The sequence below is a fragment of the Pseudorhodobacter sp. W20_MBD10_FR17 genome, assembly GCF_052119765.1.
Classification (GTDB): domain Bacteria; phylum Pseudomonadota; class Alphaproteobacteria; order Rhodobacterales; family Rhodobacteraceae; genus Pseudorhodobacter.
The window spans coordinates 1-21,449 of the sequence record NZ_JBGQOQ010000021.1; the positions used below are offsets into that span (position 1 = coordinate 1).

19 protein-coding genes are annotated in these 21,449 nt (G+C 55.6%); 10 read left to right on the forward strand and 9 right to left on the reverse strand.

Annotated elements, in window-relative coordinates:
- Positions 1-361 precede the first annotated feature (361 nt).
- The 3 genes from ACEN2J_RS13985 to ACEN2J_RS13995 all read right to left on the reverse strand — a co-directional run bounded on the left by ACEN2J_RS13985 (position 362) and on the right by ACEN2J_RS13995 (position 3,236).
- Positions 362-1,051: a sugar transferase gene (locus ACEN2J_RS13985; RefSeq protein WP_442106718.1), complete on the reverse strand. Its 690-nt coding sequence runs from the start codon at positions 1,049-1,051 to the stop codon at positions 362-364.
- Positions 1,052-1,907: 856 nt separating this feature from the next.
- On the reverse strand, positions 1,908-2,123 hold the full coding sequence (locus tag ACEN2J_RS13990; RefSeq protein WP_442106719.1) for a hypothetical protein: 216 nt from the start codon (positions 2,121-2,123) through the stop codon (positions 1,908-1,910).
- A gap of 240 nt (positions 2,124-2,363) precedes the next feature.
- Entirely contained in the window at positions 2,364-3,236 is an 873-nt protein-coding gene (locus ACEN2J_RS13995) for a MurR/RpiR family transcriptional regulator (protein WP_442106720.1), read from the reverse strand.
- A 125-nt stretch (positions 3,237-3,361) separates the two neighbouring features.
- Between ACEN2J_RS13995 and ACEN2J_RS14000 the strand changes: the two genes are divergently transcribed.
- A complete protein-coding gene (locus ACEN2J_RS14000) occupies positions 3,362-4,690 on the forward strand; it encodes an aspartate aminotransferase family protein (RefSeq protein ID WP_442106721.1) in 1,329 nt (442 codons plus the stop codon).
- Positions 4,687-5,457, forward strand: a complete 771-nt coding sequence (locus ACEN2J_RS14005) for a 3-keto-5-aminohexanoate cleavage protein (protein ID WP_442106722.1) — start codon at positions 4,687-4,689, stop codon at positions 5,455-5,457. The genes ACEN2J_RS14000 and ACEN2J_RS14005 overlap by 4 nt, the downstream gene beginning before the upstream one ends.
- A 46-nt stretch (positions 5,458-5,503) precedes the next feature.
- On the opposite strand, the gene ACEN2J_RS14010 is transcribed toward ACEN2J_RS14005, so the two are convergent.
- The 5 genes from ACEN2J_RS14010 to ACEN2J_RS14030 are packed head-to-tail and all read right to left on the reverse strand — an operon-like array spanning position 5,504 to position 10,692.
- Positions 5,504-6,946 carry a mannitol dehydrogenase family protein gene (locus ACEN2J_RS14010; RefSeq protein WP_442106723.1) on the reverse strand — a complete coding sequence of 481 codons (1,443 nt, stop codon included), beginning with the start codon at positions 6,944-6,946 and terminating at the stop codon, positions 5,504-5,506.
- Positions 6,924-7,667: a 2-dehydro-3-deoxy-D-gluconate 5-dehydrogenase KduD gene (kduD, locus tag ACEN2J_RS14015; protein ID WP_442106724.1), complete on the reverse strand. Its 744-nt coding sequence runs from the start codon at positions 7,665-7,667 to the stop codon at positions 6,924-6,926. The genes ACEN2J_RS14010 and kduD overlap by 23 nt, the downstream gene beginning before the upstream one ends.
- Positions 7,664-8,488 carry a 5-dehydro-4-deoxy-D-glucuronate isomerase gene (kduI, locus tag ACEN2J_RS14020; RefSeq protein ID WP_442106725.1) on the reverse strand — a complete coding sequence of 275 codons (825 nt, stop codon included), beginning with the start codon at positions 8,486-8,488 and terminating at the stop codon, positions 7,664-7,666. Before kduI ends, kduD begins: the two co-directional genes overlap by 4 nt.
- Positions 8,489-8,537: 49 nt before the next feature.
- Positions 8,538-9,944 carry a glucuronate isomerase gene (gene uxaC, locus ACEN2J_RS14025; RefSeq protein ID WP_442106726.1) on the reverse strand — a complete coding sequence of 469 codons (1,407 nt, stop codon included), beginning with the start codon at positions 9,942-9,944 and terminating at the stop codon, positions 8,538-8,540.
- 25 nt (positions 9,945-9,969) lie between these two features.
- Positions 9,970-10,692, reverse strand: coding sequence for a GntR family transcriptional regulator (locus ACEN2J_RS14030; protein ID WP_442106727.1), 723 nt, complete (start codon positions 10,690-10,692; stop codon positions 9,970-9,972).
- A 142-nt stretch (positions 10,693-10,834) separates the two neighbouring features.
- On the opposite strand from ACEN2J_RS14030, the gene uxuA reads away from it, so the two are divergent.
- On the forward strand, positions 10,835-12,028 hold the full coding sequence (gene uxuA / locus ACEN2J_RS14035) for a mannonate dehydratase (RefSeq protein WP_442106728.1): 1,194 nt from the start codon (positions 10,835-10,837) through the stop codon (positions 12,026-12,028).
- A gap of 21 nt (positions 12,029-12,049) precedes the next feature.
- Here uxuA and ACEN2J_RS14040 read toward each other — a convergent pair whose 3' ends face one another.
- Complete coding sequence (locus ACEN2J_RS14040; protein ID WP_442106781.1) at positions 12,050-12,748, reverse strand: GntR family transcriptional regulator; 699 nt, start codon at positions 12,746-12,748, stop codon at positions 12,050-12,052.
- Positions 12,749-13,138: 390 nt separating this feature from the next.
- On the opposite strand from ACEN2J_RS14040, the gene ACEN2J_RS14045 reads away from it, so the two are divergent.
- The 7 genes from ACEN2J_RS14045 to ACEN2J_RS14075 all read left to right on the forward strand — a co-directional run bounded on the left by ACEN2J_RS14045 (position 13,139) and on the right by ACEN2J_RS14075 (position 21,423).
- Complete coding sequence (locus ACEN2J_RS14045) at positions 13,139-14,242, forward strand: ABC transporter ATP-binding protein (RefSeq protein ID WP_442106729.1); 1,104 nt, start codon at positions 13,139-13,141, stop codon at positions 14,240-14,242.
- Positions 14,239-15,204: an ABC transporter permease gene (locus ACEN2J_RS14050; protein ID WP_442106730.1), complete on the forward strand. Its 966-nt coding sequence runs from the start codon at positions 14,239-14,241 to the stop codon at positions 15,202-15,204. Before ACEN2J_RS14045 ends, ACEN2J_RS14050 begins: the two co-directional genes overlap by 4 nt.
- Positions 15,205-15,217: 13 nt before the next feature.
- On the forward strand, positions 15,218-16,099 hold the full coding sequence (locus tag ACEN2J_RS14055) for a carbohydrate ABC transporter permease (protein ID WP_442106731.1): 882 nt from the start codon (positions 15,218-15,220) through the stop codon (positions 16,097-16,099).
- 23 nt (positions 16,100-16,122) lie between these two features.
- A complete protein-coding gene (locus tag ACEN2J_RS14060) occupies positions 16,123-17,688 on the forward strand; it encodes an extracellular solute-binding protein (RefSeq protein ID WP_442106732.1) in 1,566 nt (521 codons plus the stop codon).
- An 89-nt stretch (positions 17,689-17,777) separates the two neighbouring features.
- A complete protein-coding gene (locus tag ACEN2J_RS14065; protein WP_442106733.1) occupies positions 17,778-20,096 on the forward strand; it encodes a DUF4962 domain-containing protein in 2,319 nt (772 codons plus the stop codon).
- A 72-nt stretch (positions 20,097-20,168) separates the two neighbouring features.
- Positions 20,169-20,501, forward strand: coding sequence for a cupin domain-containing protein (locus ACEN2J_RS14070; protein ID WP_442106734.1), 333 nt, complete (start codon positions 20,169-20,171; stop codon positions 20,499-20,501).
- Between the two features lie 40 nt (positions 20,502-20,541).
- On the forward strand, positions 20,542-21,423 hold the full coding sequence (locus ACEN2J_RS14075; RefSeq protein WP_442106735.1) for an NAD(P)-dependent oxidoreductase: 882 nt from the start codon (positions 20,542-20,544) through the stop codon (positions 21,421-21,423).
- The last annotated feature ends 26 nt before the right edge of the window (positions 21,424-21,449 follow it).

Consider the following 21,449-nt stretch of genomic DNA (forward strand, 5'->3'; position numbering starts at 1 on the left):
GAGGCCTGACACACGACCGATTGAAGCCCAGCCGAAATGTCGAAAAATCAGCTTGCAAAACCGGGGGCATCCACACAAGCCCCGGTTTCCCTCGACACGTTTCAGTTTTTGCGGCTGTTCGAAGGGGGGCGGTGACTGCATTCCGTTCCCAACGTGTTTGCGCTGCGGGTGGTCAAAGGCGTCTATGTCATCGACAGCCCGCTCAACCAAGAAAAATCGCCTTATAAACGCCTAATCCAGAGCGTTGAGCAAACCGCCTGCACCTCAGACTTGTGCCTATAAATTGATTGAGGCAGCGCCATTGCTGGCACTGCCTCAAATCGGAACAACGTGATGAAAAAGAGCCGTTCGGCCGCTGTTTTTAGTGCCCTGTGGCGCGTAAAACGACACGAACCGTGGCTTTCAGCAATTGTATATCGGTGCCCAATGACAAAGACTGGTTGTAATCCGCATCAAATCGGGCACGGTCGGCAAAGCTTGAATTGTTGCGTGCTGAAACCTGCCACATTCCAGTAATGCCCGGCAACAGATCATAATAATCGGTACCCGGATACATCGCCATCTGCGACGGCATCATGGGGCGAGGGCCGACCAAGCTCATTTCGCCCTTTAGCACGTTCCAAAGCTGCGGCAACTCATCCAACGAGGATTTGCGCAAGAAGCGGCCAAAGGCGGTAATGCGCGGATCGGACTTCAGCTTTTGGTCGCGGTCCCATTCAATGCGGGCCTCGGGGTTCTGGCTCAGATAGGTTTCCAGCTTCGCATCAGCATCAGATACCATCGAGCGCAGCTTCCACATAGTATAGATGCGGCCATTCCGGCCCACCCGCTTTTGGACATAGAACGGCTTGCCACCATCAAAAGCGACAAGAACAGCCAAAATAGCCACAATAATCAGAATCGCAGGCGCAGCCAGCAGAATAGTGGTCACGTCAATCAAGCGCTTGCCAAAACGGCGGTATACCCTAGATGAGGGGGTTTTTGTTTTAGACGACGGGCGGGGTGATATGTCGGCGTCGGTCGATAATATCTGTTTATAATGCACAGTCATTTCGTTTCTCACCTTTGTTGTTCAACAATTCGACAGCAAGAGCCACTCACCCTTGGCGCGATCAAAAAATCGGCCTGTGAGCAAAAAATAGGCCTATGTTCAAAAAATAACATACGAATCTTGTCTTTTCTTATGGCAGCTTTACCGATTCTTTACCAAGGCGACAATCCATTTACCCTAGGGAAAGCGTAATTAATCACAATTTTTCACGTTTAAGATGCAGGAAAGTTCGGAAAAGCCCGTTTTACTTGCGATGCGTGAATGAAAGGCGGTGCTGGCGGCCCTGCGGGTGTGATTTTTTACATCGGTCCGCCCCCGAATGCGGATCACAGACCCGTCGGGACAGCGCTCGTTATTTAGATTTTTATATGTTTCGCGCCATAACTGCGTCGGCTTGGTGCATGTGCCGGCAGCGTACAAACTGGGTTTATCCAGCCGTGCGGCCCCTTGTCCATAATGGACCTGCCGAAGGCAGAAGGCACAAAATCAAATTGGGCGCGCAGCCGTCGCAATATTTATGCTGGGTTATTTTGCTTGAATGAGTGGCCGCATTCGGTTGTGATTTACCCTGTGACGATGGCCAGCTCCGAGCTGGCAAATTTACTCGTCGCGGGCGCTATCGGCTACGGGGGCGAATCGCTGCGCCGGAGACTGTTTGAGCAGGTTTAACCTGTGTTGCTGTCCGAAATCTGGGTCGATCTGTTTGGTCGTGACCTTCGGCATGCATGGAGGCTGCACAATGCTGTTTCTAATATCGAAGCAATCTTATGAGTTTTGGAATTGTTCCGCCATTGACCGCAGTGCCGCAACTGTAATGCGGGGCGATGATCGTGGTTGCATTCTAGCGCAGGGCCTATCAGTCCTGTTTTGCCGCAAGCCCTGCGTCTGGGCCGAATCGTGCCATCACCAGAAAAGCGGCAACTAAAACCGGCCAGACGGTACAGAGCAAATAGCCGATCAGGTTATACATCGGGCTCGAGCGGCCCTGACGGCGTTGCTCTTGATAGGTCATGTACACGGCAAAAACCGTTACTGCGATGTAAATCAATGATACGATCGGCCAGAAAATCATGGTTCAAACCTTTTAATATCTGTTGCAACAATTTCGTTCGTATACTTGCTATTGTAAAGTCTTTCGCAACAAATTTCAACCTCTGGGTGCATTGTGTTGGGTGTGTTGCTCTTATGACGATTTTTTGTTCACTCCGCATAAAAAATAAGTGACGTTGCGTCAAGTTTCCATGTCACTTATGCCATACCGAGGTCTGGTGGCAAATGAATTGTGCCTACGATAAGCCGTGCATCTAAGCGGCTAGTCGCGGTTGCCTGTCGTTCCCGCATAGCCGCCAAACTGCCGGATGCGGGCTTCGAATGTGGCCACCTTTTCCGCAGCACCATCCGATCGCGCCGCCATGCCGACCAGCAACATCTCTACCGCCAGAAAGGCCGAGTTCAGCGAGGGCATGAAATGCGGGCCAGCCATAGGTAATCGCAACGTTTTCCACGCCCCAACTGCAATGGGTGACGCATAGCTGTCGGTTAAGGCAAGCACGCGCGCGCCGTTTGCACGGGCAATTTCGCAGGCGCGCACGACCTCGGTTGAATAATGTTCATAGGTGATTCCGATGACAATATCGTCGGGGCCTACCTGTGATATCTGGTCGGCGATTGCGCCAGATAGGGACGGCAGTTCGACAAAGTTCGCAAAAGCCATGCCGCCGACATAGCTAAAGTAATGCGCAACCGAATAGCAGCTGCGCACGCCAACGGTATGGACTTTGCGCGCGCCGAGCAGCGGGGCGATGCAGCTTTCCAGCAGGTCCAACGTCTCGGCCGAAAAAAGGGCTGCGGTATTTTGGTGATTGGCGTTGATCACTGCGGCAAACGCATCATGGCCGCTGCGGTTTCGCAATGCGCGGGCGCGGTCGGCATAGCTTGGGGCAGGCGTTTGCAGCGTGGTCTGCACATCGGCGCGGAAGGCATCAAAACCGGCGTAACCTAGTTCTTTGGCCAAACGGGTCACGGTGTTGGGGTTCACCTCGGCCTGTTTGGCAAGGCCGCGTATGGAATGAAAGGCAACAAGCGGCAAGTTGTCCAAAACCCAAGCTGCAAAACCACGCAGGGTGGGCGTGCCGTGGGCGCAAAGATCAGCCAACTGGCTGCGGATAGTGTTTGGCTGCTTCATCGGGTCCATAGCTTTGGCAAAAGGGAGATAATGCACTTGTATTATAGTCTGACATAAAATAATACAATCGAATTGTTGTCAGCGCGCGGCCCATGAGTCGCGCCAAACCAGGAAAGATTTCGGGCATGACCAGTCATATTTTCGGCCGATCTACCAAGGGCGTTCTTCCTGTCGCAGTGGCTGGGGATGGCTGCTATTTGATTGACGCCGAGGATCGGCGCTATCTCGATGGGTCGGGCGGGGCGGCAGTTTCTTGTCTTGGGCATTCTAACGCGGCGGTGCGTGCGGCGCTGCATGGTCAGATTGACCGGCTTGCCTTTGCCCATACAGGTTTTTTCACCTCGGAACCGGCGGAAATGCTGGCTGATCGGTTGATTGCAAATGCGCCTGCGGGGATTGATCGAGTCTATCTGGTGTCGGGCGGGTCCGAGGCTGTTGAGGCCTCGATCAAGCTGGCGCGGCAGTATTTCCTTGAGATAGGCGAACCCAACCGCCACCGCGTGATCGCTCGGCGGCAAAGCTATCACGGCAACACGCTGGGCGCGCTGGCGGCGGGTGGCAATGCCTGGCGGCGGGCGCAGTTTGCACCGCTGCTGGCCGATACGACCCATATCAGCCCTTGCTATGAATACCGCGACCGCCACGATGGCGAAAGCCAAACGGCCTACGGGTTGCGCGTTGCCAACGAGCTGGAGGCCGAGATTTTGCGGCTTGGCCCCAAAACGGTGATGGCGTTTATTGCCGAACCTGTGGTGGGCGCGACCTCGGGTGCGGTGCCTGCTGTGCCGGGGTATCTAAAGCGGATTCGCGAAATTTGTGACCAATACGGCGTGCTGTTGATTTTGGATGAGGTGATGTGTGGCATGGGCCGCACAGGGCATATTTTTGCCTGTCTCGAGGATGGCGTTTCCCCCGATATGCTGACCATCGCCAAAGGTCTTGGCGCGGGCTATCAGCCGATTGGTGCGCTGCTAACCTCGGGCAAAATCTATGAAGCCATTGCAGCGGGCAGCGGGTTTTTTCAGCATGGCCACACCTATATGGGGCACGCGATGGCGGCCACAGCGGCCAATGCGGTGCTGGGTGAAATCCTCGATGGTGGCCTTTTGGGGCGGGTGCGCGAGCAGGGGACAAAGCTGGATGCGGCGCTGCGGGCGGAGTTTGGCCAGCACCCACATGTGGGTGATATTCGCGGGCGCGGGCTGTTTCGCGGCATTGAATTGGTGGCAAACCGTGAGACGAAAGCGACCTTTGACCCCAAGCGCGGACTGGCGGCGCGGGTTAAAAAAGAGGCCTTTGCAGCCGGTTTGATATGCTATCCGATGTCGGGCACGATTGACGGGCAAAACGGCGATCACATCTTGCTCGCCCCGCCGTTCATTATTGAAGACGCGCAAATCGATGAATTGGTTGGCAAGCTTTCGACCGCGATCACAAAGGCGCTTGCAGCATGATGCCGTTGCCACAGATCATGGTCGCCCCGAACGGTGCCAAGCTGACCAGCGCCGATCATCCGGCCTTGCCCGTGACGATTGCTGAAACCGTCGCCTGTGCGGTGGATTGCTGTGCTGCGGGGGCGGATGGGTTGCACGCCCATGTGCGTGATGCCGAGCAGCGGCATGTTCTGGACGCGGGGCTATATGCCGAATTACTGGCCGAGCTGCGCAGCCGTGCCCCCCAGCTTTATGTGCAAATCACATCCGAGGCCGTGGGCCGCTATACGCCAACTGAGCAGCGCCGTTTGGTGCAGGATTTACGCCCTGCTGCCGTGTCGGTTGCCCTGCGCGAGATTACAGCCGAGCAGGATGAAGCCGTGACGCGGCGGTTTTTTGCGACCTGTGCCGAGGCAGGGATCGGGGTGCAGCACATCCTATATGATGCTGCCGACGTCGCGCATCTGGGGCGGATGGTTGCAGCGGGTGATATTGCGCGCGAGGGGTTGATGGCGCTGATCGTTTTGGGGCGTTATTCGGTGGGGCAAGTGAGCGCGCCATCCGATGTCAGCGCACTTGCGCAGGTGCTTGGCGCAACGGTTCCGGGCGTCGATTGGGGCGCTTGTGCCTTTGGCGCGCAGGAAACGGCCTGTCTGATCGAGGCAATGCGCCACGGCGGCAAGGCGCGGATCGGGTTTGAAAACAACCGTTTGAATGCCGATGGAACCGTGGCTGCTGATAATGCCGAACGCGTCCGCGAGTTGGTGGGGCAGATGAAGACCATGTAAAAGCGGGCCCGACCTACACAGTCGGGCCCCAATGCTAGCATACCCGTTAAGAGGCCGCAGTTTGGGCAACAGCGGCTTGGGCACCCTTTTCCCAAAGCAGGGACGCTGCAGCCGTTACGGGTGCGCGCAACTGGGCGGCCAATGCGGGCGGAAAGACCTCGTCCATCGCCAAAAGTGCTTCAACCTTATCGGCTGGCGTCTTGGCTGCATCAGAAATACTGCGCAGCTTGGCCGCCAACGGGTCGCGCACATCAATCGCGGCACCCGCTTCATCTACGCCACCAACATAACGCATCCACGCCGCAACCGCGAGGCAGAGGCCGGGGCTGTCACGGCCCGCGGCAAGGTTTTGCGCCAAAGTGCCCAGCAGCCGTTGCGGCAATTTTTGGCTACCATCCATCGCGATTTGCCACGTGCGGTGGCGGATCGCGGGGTTTTCATAGCGGGCCTTCAGCGCGCGGGCGTAATCGGGCAGGCTAACGCCCGGCGGGGTGGCGACTGTGGGCATGATCTCATTCCACAGCCGTTCGACAAAATCCGAAAAGGCGGGGTTCGCCACGGTATCCGAGATGGTTTCATGCCCCGCCAAATACCCCAGATAGGCCAGCGAAGAATGCGTGCCGTTCAGCATCCGCAGTTTCATATGCTCAAACGCGGTAACGTCATGGACCATTTGAACACCAACGGCGGCAAAATCGGGGCGCAGGCCGCCGACAAAATCATCTTCAATCACCCATTGGCGGAAAGGTTCGTGCAGCACGGGGGCCGCGTCAAATTTCCCCGTCAACTCGGTCACGCGGGCGATGTTTGCATCGGTCGTGGCAGGGGTGATACGGTCGACCATCGTGGCTGGAAAACGGGCGTCCTCGGCAATCCAATCGGCCAGAGCGGGGTCGATCAGGCGGGCCAATTCCAAAACCACACCACGCACCAGCTTGCCGTTTTCGGGCAGGTTGTCACAGGTCAAAACCGTAAACGGGGCAAGCCCAGCCGCACGGCGGGCCGCCAGCGCGCGGACCAAAAAGCCGGGGGCCGAGACGGGCAGAGCATTGGCCAAGTCATGCTGAATATCAGGATGATCTGGGTTTAATGCCCCCGTTGCCGGATTGTGGCAATAGCCCTTTTCGGTAACGGTGAGGGACACAATCTTAACCCCCGCATCCGCCATTGCCGCAATAACCGCTGCGGGGTTTTCGGGGGCAACCAGCACATCTTGCAGTACCTCGATCACATCGGCCTGCTCGCCTTCGGGGGCCAGCGTGACAGAGGTATAGGCCCAATCTTGTGGGGCGAGCGCGTCACGGGTGGTCGGGCTTTTCAGGGATACACCGATGATGCCCCAATCGCCACCTTTGGCAGCCATTGCCTCGGCCACATAAATCGCGCCAAAGGCACGGTAAAACGCGCCGAGGCCAAGGTGGACAATGCCAACACCCGGCCGGGCAGCGTTGCTGGGGGTTAAGCGATTAGCGGGCAAGCCAGCCTCCATCAACGTTCAAAATAGCGCCGTGGATATAGGCCGACGCGGGGGTGCAAAGATAGGTCGCAGCGCCCGCAATATCGGCGGCATCGCCCCAACGGCCCGCAGGAATACGGTCAAGGATTGCCTTGTTGCGGTCGGGGTCGGCGCGCAGGGCCTCGGTGTTGTTTGTCTCAATATAGCCCGGTGCCACGGCGTTCACGTTGATACCGCGCGCCGCCCATTCATTCGCCAACAGCTTGGTCAGCCCTGCCACGCCATGCTTGGACGCGGTATAGGATGGCACACGAATGCCGCCTTGGAACGACAGCAAGGATGCGATATTGACCACGCGGCCTGTGCCACCATTGGCCAAAATCTCGCGGCCAAAGGCTTGGGTGGTGAAAAATAGCGCCTTCAGGTTAACGTCCATCACATCATCCCAATCGGATTCCGTGAAATCAACGGCGTCATTGCGGCGGATGATACCTGCGTTATTGATCAAAATATCAAAGCCTTGGCCTGCAAACAGGGATTGCCCTGCCATCGGGTCTGCGAAATCGACCAACAGCGACGACGCGGTGCCACCTGCATCCGTAATCAAGCCCACCGTTTCATCACAGGCCCGACGACCAGCGCACACCACGGTGGCGCCAGCGGCGGCAAGACCCACTGCAATGGCCTGACCAATGCCGGTATTGGCGCCAGTTACCAAAGCGCGGCGGCAGTCTAGCGAAAAAGGATTGCTCATTTCAAATCCCCCGGTGTCAGCATGTCCATATCGGTGAAATCGACGTTATCACCGGCCATGGCCCATATAAACGTATAGGCCCCGATGCCCGCGCCCGCATGGATAGACCACGGTGGCGACAAAGCCCCTTGCTCATTGGCAATAAACATATGGCGGGTCTCGGCGGGTTCACCCATCAGGTGCAAAACGCGCGATTCCGGTGCCATGCCGTGGTACAAATAGGCCTCCATCCGGCGGTCATGTGTGTGGGCGGGCATGGTGTTCCAAACACTGCCGTTCAGCAGCGTGGTGTAGCCCAAAACCAACTGGCAGCTGTCCATGATTTGCGGGTGGATAAACTGGCGGATTGTCCGCTGGTTTGAGGTTTCTGGCGCGCCAAGATTAACCTCTTTCGCCTGCGCCACAGTGACAAGCCGCGCTGGGCAAGCACGGTGTGCAGGGGCAGAGGTGATGTAGAACCGGCCTGCGCCCGAAAACGTCACCGCGCCCGCACCCATCCCAAGATACAGCACATCGCCGTTATCCATTGCATAGGTTTCGCCACCAGCCTGCACGGTGCCCGCGCTTCCGATGTTCACAATCCCCATTTCGCGGCGATCGAGAAAAGATGGTGTGCCGGATTCGACAACTTTATCAAGCGTTAGGCTGCCGCCTGCCGGCACAGCCGCGCCCATCACAAAGCGGTCGTAATGGGTATAGACCAGCCGGATTTCACCGTCAGCAAACAACCCCTCGGTCAGAAAATTTTTGCGCAAAGCGGCGGTGTCCATGCCCTTGGCATGGTCTTGGTGAATGGCGTGGCGGGTTTCAACGGTCAGCATTTAGGGGCCTTTCGGTTATAGAAAATCGTCGTGGCAGGTGGATTGGGCATCACAATTTATAGGCGCGTTTCGCCAAATGGTATGCGAGGTCGCCCGCAACCTCGGGGGCCTCATCAGCGGCAAGGCGGCCAGAGGCCACCAAGGTCGCCAAAAACGCGCAATCAACGCGGCGCGCAACATCGTGACGCGCGGGGATAGAGCAAAAAGCGCGGGTGTCATCGTTAAAGCCGACGGTGTTGTAAAACCCCGCCGTCTCGGTCGCATTTTCGCGGAACCGGCGCATCCCTTCGGCGCTGTCATGGAACCACCACGGCGGCCCCAGTTTTAGCGCCGGGTAAACGCCCGCCAGCGGGGCCAATTCGCGCGCAATGGTGGTTTCATCCAAGGTAAAGACGATGATTGTCATGTCAGGCCGCCCACCAACCGCATTCAGCAGCGGCCGCAGCGCATGGACATATTCGGTGCGAGTCGGGATGTCATAGCCCTTATCCCGGCCAAAACGGGCCATGATATCGGCAGAATGGTTGCGCAAAGATCCTGGGTGGATTTGCAAAACCAACCCGTCATCAAGGCTCATCCTTGCCATTTCGGTCAGCATCTGGCCGCGAAACATATCGGCCTCATCTGTCGTGCATTTGCCTTGCAGCGCACGGTCAAACAGCTTGGCGGCCACGTCTTGCGGCAAATCTTCGGTGCGGGCGGTGGGGTGGCCGTGATCAGATGAGGTGGCCCCAAAGGTTTTAAAGAACGCGCGGCGGCTGCGATGGGCCGCAAGATAGCCGGTCCAAGTGGTGGTATCTTCGCCGGTAAGCGCGCCTAACTGTTCAACATTCGCGGCAAAGCCGTCAAATTCGGGGTCTACCACGGCATCGGGGCGGTAGGCGGTCACAACCTTGCCCGACCACCCACTGTCGCGGATCATTTTGTGCCAGCGCAGATCATCCAGCGCACTTTCTGTGGTGGAAATCGCCTCAATCTTGAACCGTTCAAACAGTGCGCGGGGGCGAAATTCGGGGCGGGTCAGGCAATCGGCAATATGGTCATAGATCGCGTCGGCCGTGGTGGCCGAAAAGCGTTGGGTGACGCCAAACACCTCTTGGAACGCGTGGTCCACCCAGATGCGTGAGGGCGTGCCACGAAACAAATAAAAGTTTTCCGCAAACAACCGCCAGATTTTGCGCGGGTCTTGCTCAACCGTGCCGCCATCAACGCGCGGCACACCCATAGCTTCAAGCGGGATGCCTTGGGAATGCAGCATCCGAAACACATAGTGATCGGGTGTTACAAACAGTTGTGCAGGGTCTGGAAAAGCCTCGTTTTCGGCAAACCAGCGCGGGTCGGTGTGGCCATGCGGGCTGATGATCGGCAGATCACGGACGCCATTATACAGCTCGCGCGCCATGTCACGCAGGGCAGGCTCGGTTGGAAACAGTCGGTTTTCATCTAGCAGGGCCATTGCATTTTCCTTTGGGCATAGGGTGTTAGCCCGGCAGAGGCGTGTTATGTGGGGCTGGCATTTCGCCATCTGGCAGGTCAAAAAAATCGGGTCGTGCAGTCATAATATGCGGCAGGTCGGTAAGAACTTCGCGCAGATGCAGGCGCAGCGCCCGTTGGGCAAGGATCGGGTTTTTCAGGGCCAACGCATCGACGATCTGGCTGTGTTGATGGATAAGTTTATCCACCGGAAACTGCGTCATGGCGAGAAATCTGACCCGATCCATCTGCGATTTCAAGCCTTCGATCTGCCGCCAAGCACCGCCTTTGCCCGCCGCCTCAGCCAAGGTGCGGTGAAAGGTTTCATCAAGATGAATAAAGCTTTCGGGGTCATTTGACCCAAGTGCACGTTGGGTTTCCAGCTGACTGCGTAGCTCGTCTACAAGGGGAGGGGGCGGGGCCGTCGAAAGCATCAGCAAGATGTCGGCCTCTATCGCTTCGCGCAGAAACTGGGCGTCGAGCACCGCCTGATAGGCAATCTTGGACACAAAGGTTCCGCGTTGCGGCAGCACCATGAGCAGCCCTTGCTCTTGCAGCTTGATAAAGGCTTCGCGCACCGGCTGGCGGCTGACCTTATAGCTTGTCGCGATTTCCGTTTCTGAAATGCGATTTCCGGGAACCAGATGGTTCTTGATGATACGGGCGCGCAAAAGGCGGGTGATCTGCGGGGTGATCGGCCGCATTGGGTCTAGCGTTGTGATGCTGTCCATGTGTGCCACTGTGATTCCCCCTCATGGCAACCTGCCATACTTCCATACTAGCTTGCAAGTGATTGATGTGCTAATACCCTCCCCGAATCCTGTGCCACAGACCGGCGCGGGGCAGGGCGGCTTTAATCACGGAGCAAAAAGCATGCAGGAAAGTTGGCGCTGGTACGGGCCGTTGGATAAAATCGAACTGCCGCAAGTCGCGCAAACAGGCGCGCGGGGTATTGTTACCTCACTGCACGAAATCCCTTATGGCGAGGTGTGGTCGGGTGCCGCAATCGCCGCCCGCAAAAAGCTGCTGGTAGATGCGGGGCATGGCCAGGAATGGCTGGTGGTTGAAAGCCTGCCTATCCATGAACGCATCAAGCGCGGCGACGGCGACCTGACCGCGCTATTCGCCAACTATCGGCAATCTATGGCGAATTTGGCGGCCGAAGGTGTCAAAACCATCTGCTACAACTTTATGCCGCTGATTGATTGGTCGCGTACAGCGCTGCGCCAACCCTTACCACACGGCGGCAATGCACTGCGGTTTGACCAAGTGCATATCTGCGCGCTTGAAATTCATATGCTGGGCCGCGACGGTGCCGATCAAGACTATGCGCAAGATGTGAAAACCCGCGCAAAAGCATGGTTTGACGCCTCAACTGAAGACGACCGTTCGGGCCTTGTCGACGCCATCATGGCAGGCCTGCCGGGTGCTTATGACCGCTATGACGTGCCCGCGCTGCGCGAGGCCCTAAAGCTGTATGATGGCATTGGTCGCGCCGAGATTAAGACGAACTACGCCCGCTTTTTGGCCGAAATCATCCCCGCCGCGCAAGATTTGGGGATGAAGTTTTGCGTGCACCCCGATGACCCGCCGCGTGATATTTTTGGCCTGCCGCGGATCGTAAGCTGTGCCGAAGATATCGCGTGGGTGATGGAGCAACAGGGCGCGGTGGAAAACGGGCTGACGCTATGCTCGGGGTCGCTTGGCGCTGGGCCGCGCAATGATGTGCCTGCGATTGCCAAGCAATTCGCCGACCGGATCCACTTTGTCCATCTGCGCAACGTGCGCAAAGACCCCGATGGCTCGTTTGAGGAGGCGGCGCATCTGGAGGGTGATACCGATATGGTTGCCTTGGTCGCCGTCCTGCTAGCCGAGGAAAAACGCCGCAAAGAGGCAGGGCGCACCGATTGCAACCTGCCATGGCGGCCGGACCACGGGCATGAATTGCTGGGCGATATCGGCTCGGGCACGCACCCCGGTTATCCACTGATCGGGCGGATGCGCGGGCTTGCGGAAATGCGCGGCGTTATGGCGGCGCTAACCCACGCGAACACGTCGTTTCAGTAAGCTTTTCTGACCAAGCGCCAATTAGTGGGCTTGGTCAGTATCTTGTTCAAAATAATCGGCATTGGTTTCGGCAATGTCCAAAAGTGTTCCGTCAAGCCGCGTCAAATGCAACATGCCTGCATCCACCGCGGCCACCGGATCGTGGTGGATTACAGCGTGGGCGATTGCCTCATGATCTTCCAGCAACAGCGGCATTCGTTCATCTTTGAACAGACCCAGAACGCACAGCCGGTCAACCTTGGCTTTTTCTTGGGAAATCACCTCAAAGGCAAAATCAACGCCGGCGATCTGGCACAACGCTTTGTGAAATGCATAGTCAAGCGCACCAAATTTGTGGTAGTCACCCTTGTCGATCACTTTGCGCTGCTGCTCAAGGCAGGTCTCAAGGATGTCAGCGCCGTGCTTATCGCATTTTTCGGCGGCAAATTGCAGCACTTTTGCCTCAACTGCGGCGCGAACGAACCGTGATTTTTCAATCTCACGGGTTGAGAAGCGCTTTACCTCGGTGGCGCGTTGCGGGCGAATAAGCAACAGGTCAAGGTTTGCCAGCCGGCTAAACGCATCGCGCACAGGCTGTCGTGAAACGCCAAATTGCGCGGCAATATCGGCCTCGGATATTTTGTCACCAGGCCGCAGACGCAGAGAGCTTATCTCGTCGTGCAAATAGTCATAAATCTCGTCGACAGTCGTTCGACGGTCACGGACGTGGTTCATCGGCATCACTTAGGCATCCTCCAGAGCGTCGTTTGAATAGCGTTAAATCGGCATTAAAGCTAGCAGTCTCTTATTTTGTTGGCACTTCTTAACCAAGGCGTTTCCGATCAAATGGTCAAAAAGGTTTTTCCAATTTCAGTTGACTGAACGGAAATTGAGGGCGAATGTGGGCGACAGAATGTTGAGCGAAGCTCCATCTGACGATCTTTTCATAACCTCACCGACTCAGTTTGATGTCGATATTTGATACTAGTATTCTAGATGTTCAACTAGTATGCTAGTCTAAATTTATCACGAATCATTTGTTTTCGGCAGTGGGCAGAAAGCATGCAGATAAATGCGGATACGCTCGGACTGGGAGGAGTGCCAGAACGAGCCATGACAAAGGGAGACGATATGTCAGGGGTTCGTTTACAGGGCATCGTAAAAGCCTATGGCGCGGTGAAGGTCGTGCACGGCATTGACCTAGAAGTTCAAGAGAAAGAGTTTGTCGTTCTCGTTGGGCCGTCTGGTTGCGGTAAATCCACGACATTGCGCATGATCGCCGGTCTCGAAGAGATTTCGGACGGTGATTTGACCATCGATGATCGCCATGTGAACCGCGTTGCGCCAAAAGACCGCGATGTGGCGATGGTGTTTCAAAACTATGCGCTTTACCCGCATTTGAACGTTTCCGAAAACATCGCCTTTGGGTTGCGTATCCGTAAGGAAAGCAAAGAAAATATCGCCGCCGCAGTTGAAGAAGTCAGCGGTATTTTGGGGCTGACCGAGTATCTGGAGCGCCGCCCTGCTGATCTTTCGGGTGGTCAGCGCCAGCGTGTTGCTATGGGCCGTGCTATTGTGCGCCGCCCCAAGGTCTTTTTGTTTGACGAGCCGCTTTCCAACCTTGATGCCAAGCTGCGCACGCAAATGCGCGCCGAAATCAAGCGGTTGCACAAACGCTTGGGCGTGACCAGCATCTATGTGACCCATGATCAGGTAGAGGCGATGACCCTTGCCGACCGTATCGTCGTTATGAACGCCGGTCGGATTGAGCAGGTCGGCACCCCGATGGAGTTGTTCTTGAACCCGATCAACACCTTTGTTGCCGGCTTCTTGGGCTCACCGCCCATGAACATGGTCAAGGCCAAGATCGCCAAGGGCGAAAAAGGCCCCGTCGCCGAATTTGAAGGCCAGTCGATTCAGCTTGCTGCCATTCCATCGCTGCAAAACGCTGTTGGCCGCGATGTTATTTTGGGTATCCGTCCCGAATTTGTAAAAGTTGTCGCCGAAGATGCGCCTGATTGTGTCAAGATCGAGCTTGATTTGATCGAAACGCTCGGGTCCGAGGCGCTTATCCACGCCACGCTTTCAGGCCAGCCGTTTGTTATCCGTACCGAAACCGTTGGCCAGATGCACATTCTGAACGGCTTTCCGGGCTTTACGATCGAGCCTAACTTGATCCGCGTGTTTGATGCGAAAACGGGCATGACGTTCCCGGGTCAGGTGATAGAGCAATGACCCAAGGAAAAACCGACACTGCCCATAAGGCGCGAGCCACCAGCGGCTCTGACAAAATGCAGCGGGTTATCGAGCACCTGAAACGCGAATGGCAGCTTTACGTGATGCTGCTGCCGACGATCCTTTGGTTGCTCGTGTTCTTGTACAAGCCGATGTACGGCCTGCAAATCGCGTTCAAAGATTTCAGCGTGTTTCGCGGTGTTGCGAACAGCCCGTGGGTGGGTCTTGAACACTTCCACACGCTTTTTGGCAACGATCAATTCCTGCGCGCGCTGAAAAACACCATTATCCTTAGCTTTTACGGTTTGATTTTCGGCTTTCCGATGCCGATCATTCTGGCGCTGATGTTCAACGAAATTCTGAACCAAACCTTTAAGAAAACGGCGCAGACGATCGTTTATCTGCCGCACTTCATCTCGTCTGTGATTATCGCGGGTATCGTTATCACGGCCTTTTCGCCATCGGCGGGTATTGTGAACACGGTGTTGGGCTGGTTTGGCTATGATTCCGTCTATTTCCTGACCAAACCCGAATGGTTCCGCCCGATCTTTGTCGGCACCGGTATCTGGCAAGAGGCAGGCTTCCAGTCGATCGTCTACCTTGCCGCTATCGCTGGTGTATCGCCAACCCTGTACGAAAGTGCTGTGGTCGATGGTGCGTCGCGTTGGCAAATGGTGTGGAAAATCACTGTCCCGTCGATCTTGCCGACGATCATCATCATGCTGATCATTCGTATAGGTAACATGCTGGAAGTGTCGTTTGAGATGATCATCCTGCTGTACCAGCCTGCAACCTACCAGACCGCCGATGTGGTTAACACGTTCATCTATCGTCAGGGTATTCAGGGTGGCCAATACGATCTTGCTGCGGCTGCGGGCCTGTTCAACGCTTTCGTCGCCTTTGTCTTGGTGATGACCGCAAACACGATATCCAAGCGCTATTCGCGCACATCGCTGTGGTGAGGGGGGCCGTATTATGACCAACATGAATCTTTATTCGCGTGGTGACAAACTTTTCGTCATCCTCAACATGATCCTGCTCGGGATCTTCACCCTCTCGGCCCTGTATCCGTTCATCTACATCGCGTCTTTGTCGATGAGTACGGGGTTTGAGGCCCGCGCAGGCAACGTGCTGCTAACGCCAGTTGGTTTCACGCTAGAAGCCTATAAGCGCGTTTTGTCCGAGCCGGCCTTTTGGAACTCGTATAAAAACACCTTCATTTATACCATCGGCGGCACATTGATGAGCCTCGCGTTCATCATCCCCGGCGCCTACGCATTGTCGCGGCCCCAGCTTTACGGTCGGCGGTTCTGGAACTTGATGGTGGCGTTCACCATGTGGTTCCACGCAGGGATGATCCCGTTCTTTTTGAACATGCGCGATCTTGGTTTGCTCGACAGCTATTTCGGCATCATCATCGGCTTTGCGGTCAGCGGCTTTAACATCATCCTGCTGCGCAACTTCTTTGAAGGCATCCCGCAGTCGTTTGAAGAAGCGGCACGGATGGACGGGGCCAATGAGTTTCAGGTGCTTTGGAAAGTGTATATGCCGCTGTCCAAGCCTGCCATCGCCACCGTTACGCTGTTTTGCATCGTGTCGCGCTGGAACGGGTTTTTCTGGGCTATGGTCTTGTTGCAAGATAGCAGCAAAATCCCGCTTCAGGTGTACCTGCGTCAGGTCATCGCCGATCTTTCGGACGACGAAGAATTCGCCAACAGCCTGCTATCTGCCGCCTATTCGTTTGAGACGGTCAGCGCTGCGATCATCGTGTGTTCGATTATTCCAATTCTGCTCATCTACCCGTTCCTGCAAAAGTACTTCAGCAAAGGTATCTTGCTGGGTGGTGTGAAAGAATAACTGTTTATTTAGAGGAGGATACTATGAAGAAACTCTCAGTGGCACTCGCCATTCTAGGGACGACGGCAATCACTGCGCCGGCATTCGCTCAAGAGAACCTGAAGATCGTTGAAAAGCCGCTAGAGCTGACGATCCACATGCACTGGCCCCGCGCCCAAGGCTACGGCGTTGGTGGCGATGTAACCAAAATCTATCCGGTTGAAACCGCCGCGCGCGAAATGACCGGCATCTCGCTGGTTGATAAAACCTCGGGTAAGAACACCAAAGACAACAACGAAGCCATGAACTTGCTTTTGGCGACGGGCGATCTGCCAGACATCGTTGGTGGTAACAAAATCCAGCAGCCTGTGAACCAATACGGCCCAGAAGGTGCGTTCGTGCCTTTGAACGATTTGGTTAAAGAATATGCGCCGCATATTCAGGCGTTCTGGGATACCCACCCCGGCCTGCAACAGGCGATTTCGGCCTATGACGGCAACTATTACTACATTCCATATCTGCCAGATGGTAAGTTCGGCCGCGCTTGGTATGTCCGTCAGGACTGGTTGGATAAACTGGGCTTGCAACAGCCGCAGAACGTCGAAGAATACCACGCTGTTCTGACCGCGTTCCGCGATCAAGACCCGAACGGCAACGGTATGAAAGACGAAGTGCCTTACTTTGCCCGCGATTGGGAAGAAGTTCTGCGCTTGCTGACGCTTTGGGATGCACGGACCTCCGGCTCTGACTCGTACCATGATTTCTATGTCAAAGACGGTGCAATCGCACACCCTTACGCACAAGACGCGTATCGCGATGCAATGGCGAATTTGGCTGCGTGGTACAAAGAAGGCCTGATCGACCCCGAGATTTTCACCCGTGGTTCGTCTTCGCGTGACTATCTGTTGTCGGAAAACCTTGGTGGCTCTACCCATGACTGGTTTGCCTCGACTTCGGGCTATAACGCTGCGCTGAAAGACAAGGTCGAAGGCTTTAACTTTGTCCCGTTCTTGCCGCCAGCATCGGCTGCAGGCGTGCGCATGGAAGAGCATCGCCGCATTCCGATCAAGCCAGATGGCTGGGCAATCAGCTATACAAACAAGCACCCTATTGAGACAATCAAGTACTTTGACTTCTGGTTCACCGAGGCAGGCCGCAACCTGTCTAACTTTGGTGTTGAGGGCAAAACTTGGGATATGGTCAACGGTGAACCCACCTTTAAACCAGAAGTCCTGACCAGCGACTCGCCGGTGAACAGCCAAATGTATCTGGAAGGCGCGCAAATCTATCGCGGCTACTTCCAGGATTACCGCTACGAATGGCAGTGGACATCGGAAGAAGCCCGCAAAGGCATCGAGCTTTATGATGCAAACGACCTGCTGATCGAACAGTTCCTCGGCGTTGCGTTCAACAAAGACGAGCAGGCTGTTTACGACAAGTACTGGCCGTCGATGCAAACCTACATGCTGGAGCGTCAGCAGGCTTGGATCCTTGGTACAGGCGACGTGAAGGCTGATTGGGATGACTACATCAAAACCCTCGATAAAATGGGTTACGAGCAGGTCATCGAAGTCATGAACTCGGCCTACAAGCGCCAGTACGGAAAGTAAGCCCATTGGGCTAACCGAAAAAAAAGGGCGTGGCCAGTATTGGCCACGTCTATCAAAGCGCGCCCCTAATTTACTAGAAAGCACGTCCAATGACCGGCAAAACCCTCCCCGTACTTGATGAACCCAAAGCAGGCCGTTTGACGATTCAATACGCGCCGACCGCCGAGACCCACATCACCGAGAATCCGCCACGGTTTACATGGCTGCCGGTGATCGAGGATGAGGCGCGCTATGTGCTGCGTATCTCCTCAGATGCGAGTTTTCCCGCCAAGACAACCAAGGTTTTCACCGGCATCCCGCTGAACTTTTTCACGCCTGATGTCGCGCTGGAATTGGGAGACCATTACTGGTCTTATGCCGTTTGCGATGCCGCTGGCAAACCCACCACCGCATTTAGCAGCACTCGCAGTTTCACAATCCCCGAAGGCGTGCCCGAAACCGCGCTGCCGTCACGGGCGACCCGCTATGCCAATTCCACCCTTAGTCACCCGCGTCTGTGGCTGACATCCGATCGCTTGGATGACTTCCGCAAGGCGGTAAAGGCCGATCCAGACCATTGCACATGGGCCAATTTCTACGCGAAATCGGTTCTGCCGTGGATGGACCGCGAGATTTTGCCCGAGCCTGTGGGCTATCCTAACCACCAGCGGACCGCCCCTGTGTGGCGCAAAACCTATATTGAATTGCAAGAGGCGATGTATGCCATCCGCCATTTGGCGATTGGTGGCCAAGTGACACAAGATCCGAAAATGATTGCCCGCGCCAAAGAATGGTTGCTGTCTGTCGCTGAATGGGACCCGATGGGTACCACCTCGCGCGCCTATACCGATGAATGGGCCTACCGCGTGACCAACGCGCTGACATGGGGCTATGACTGGCTGTATAATGAGATGACCGAGGACGAGCGCGCCCGCGTTCGGGCCGCACTGATGGAGCGTACCCGCGATATTGCTGAACATGCGATCATCGGTGCCAAGATCCACCTGTTCCCCTATGACAGCCATGCCGTCCGTTCGGTTTCCCTGACGCTTATTCCGGCGCTGATTGCCCTGCGCAGCGATGAACCTGACGACAAGGCCGCCGAATGGCTGGATTATTGCATCGAGTTTCTGTCCACTGTCTACTCTCCTTGGGGTGACAGCGATGGCGGCTGGGCCGAGGGCACAAACTATTGGATGATGGGCATGGCCTATCTGATTGAGGCAGCGAACCGCCTGAAATCCTATACCGGAATTGATCTGTATAAGCGGCCTTTCTTCCGCAACACCGGTGATTTTCCGCTGTTTTGCAAAGCGCCTAACAGCCGCCGCGTGTTCTTTGGGGATGATAGTACGCAAGGCGATTTGCCCTGTATCAAAACCGGCATCAACCTGCGGCAATATGCAGGCGTTACCGGAAACGGTGCCTATCAATGGTATAACGAGGAACTTGCCCGCCTGAACCCCAACACCGAAATGGCGTTTTATAACTGGGGCTGGTGGGATACCAATTTTGACGAGCTGACCTATCTGACCGATTACCCGTTGGTCGAAGCAACTGCGCCCGAAAGCGGTTTCCGTTGGTTCAAAGGCATCGGTTGGGTTGGTATTCAGCACGCGATGGCCGACCCCGAAAACCACATCCAGTTTGTGATGAAATCGTCGCCTTTCGGTTCGATCAGCCACAGCCACGGTGACCAAAACGCCTTTTGCATGGGCGCCTACGGCGAGGATATGGCGATCCAGTCCGGCTATTACGTCGCCTTCAACTCGACCATGCACCAAAAATGGCGTCGCCAGACGATCTCGAAAAACGCTATTCTTATCAATGGTAAAGGCCAATATGCTGATAAGGATAAATCCAAGGCAATGGCCGCAACGGGCCAGATTTTGGCCGCTGAACAGCGCGAAGACCATATCTACATCAAAGGCGATGCCACGGCGGCCTATCAGTCCCTGTCTCCCGAGGTCACACTGGCCGAGCGTGAAATCTATTTCGTGCGCAACAGCTACTTCGTGATCGTCGATAAGGTTGATGCAAAAACGCCAGTCACGATTGACTGGTTGCTGCACGCGAACCAGCCGTTTGATCTGGGCGGTTCGTCGTTCCGCAACACGGGTGAAAAAGCGGGCTTCTACGGCCAAGTGGTTTGGTCCGAGGCGGGCAAGCCCGTGTTGACCCAAGAAACCGGCTTTCCCGGCGTGGACCCTAGCGAATACGAAGGCCTGCCTGTCAGCACTTGCTTGAAAGCGCATTATCCGGCGTCAACGCGCCACCGGATTGCGACCCTGCTGGTGCCTTACAAATTGGATGATCCAAAGCGGATTTTCAATTTCCTCGATGACCAAGGCTATGACGCCGACCTGTATTTCACCGACTCGGACGAAAACACCTTCCGCGTAGTAATGAAAAAACTGGCGAATACCTGACCTGCGGCGAATAGGGGCACCGGCCACCATCTGGCCGGTGCCTGAACGCAAGACACATGACGGAGATCTAATATGACCGTAAAAAACCTATTTCCCGGCAAGGAAAACAAACTTGTTGACGCCGGTGGCGGACTGACAAGAAAAGTTGCCGCCTACAATGACAATGTCATGTGCGTTGAGGTGCATTTTGAAACCGGCACCGTCGCGGCGCTTCACAGCCACCCGCACGAGCAGATTACCTATGTCATCTCGGGCCGGTTTGAATTCGTGGTCGGCGATGAGACATATGTGATTTCCGCAGGGGACTCGCTGTATAAACAACCCAATATCGTACACGGCGCAACCTGCCTTGAGGCAGGTAAGCTGTTGGATATCTTTACGCCTAAACGCGAAGATTTCCTTTGAATACCCAATCCTTAAGAATACCTAAATGGAGTACATCGGCATGACCAAACCTGTCATCGGTTTCATCGGACTTGGCCTTATGGGCGGCAATATGGTGGAGAACCTGCAAAAAAGGGGCTTTGAGCTGGTCGTGATGGACCTCAACAAAGATGTTGTTAACACGGTCATTGCCCGTGGTAACGCGCGCGAAGCCACCTCACCCAAAGAACTGGCCGAGGCCAGTGATATCGTGATGTTCTGCCTCACCAAGTCTGAGGTTGTTGAAAAGATCGTCTATAGCGAAGACGGCATCTTGGCTGGTATCAAAAAAGGTGCCGTTCTGATCGATTTCGGCACGTCTATCCCGGCATCGACCCGTAAAATCGGCGCTGACTTGGCTGCAAAAGGCGCGGGTATGCTTGATGCGCCGCTTGGGCGCACGCCAGCACATGCCAAAGATGGCCTGCTGAACATCATGGTCGGCGGCGACAAAGAGACCTTTGATAAAATGAAGCCAGTGCTGGATGAGCAGGGCGAAAACGTGTTCTATCTTGGTGCGCTTGGTGCTGGCCATACGACCAAACTTATCAACAACTTCATGGGCATGACGACCGTCTGCACAATGAGCCAAGCCTTTGCCGTGGCTGACCGTGCGGGCGTTGATCGCCAACAGCTGTTCGACATCATGTCGGCTGGCCCATCGAATTCTCCGTTCATGAAGTTCTGCAAGAACTACGCCGTAGACGGCGTAAGCGATCTGGGGTTCTCGATCAACAATGCCAACAAAGATCTGGGTTATTTCCTAGAGATGGCCAAGGATCTGGGCACACGCGCCGAAATCGCTGAAGGCACGTCGCACAACCTTCAGGCTGCCGTAGATGCAGGCTTGGGCGAAGGCAACGTTCCTGAAATCTTTGACTATTTCTTGAAACTGGGCAAGTAAGACAAACGACCCCACACAAGATCAGA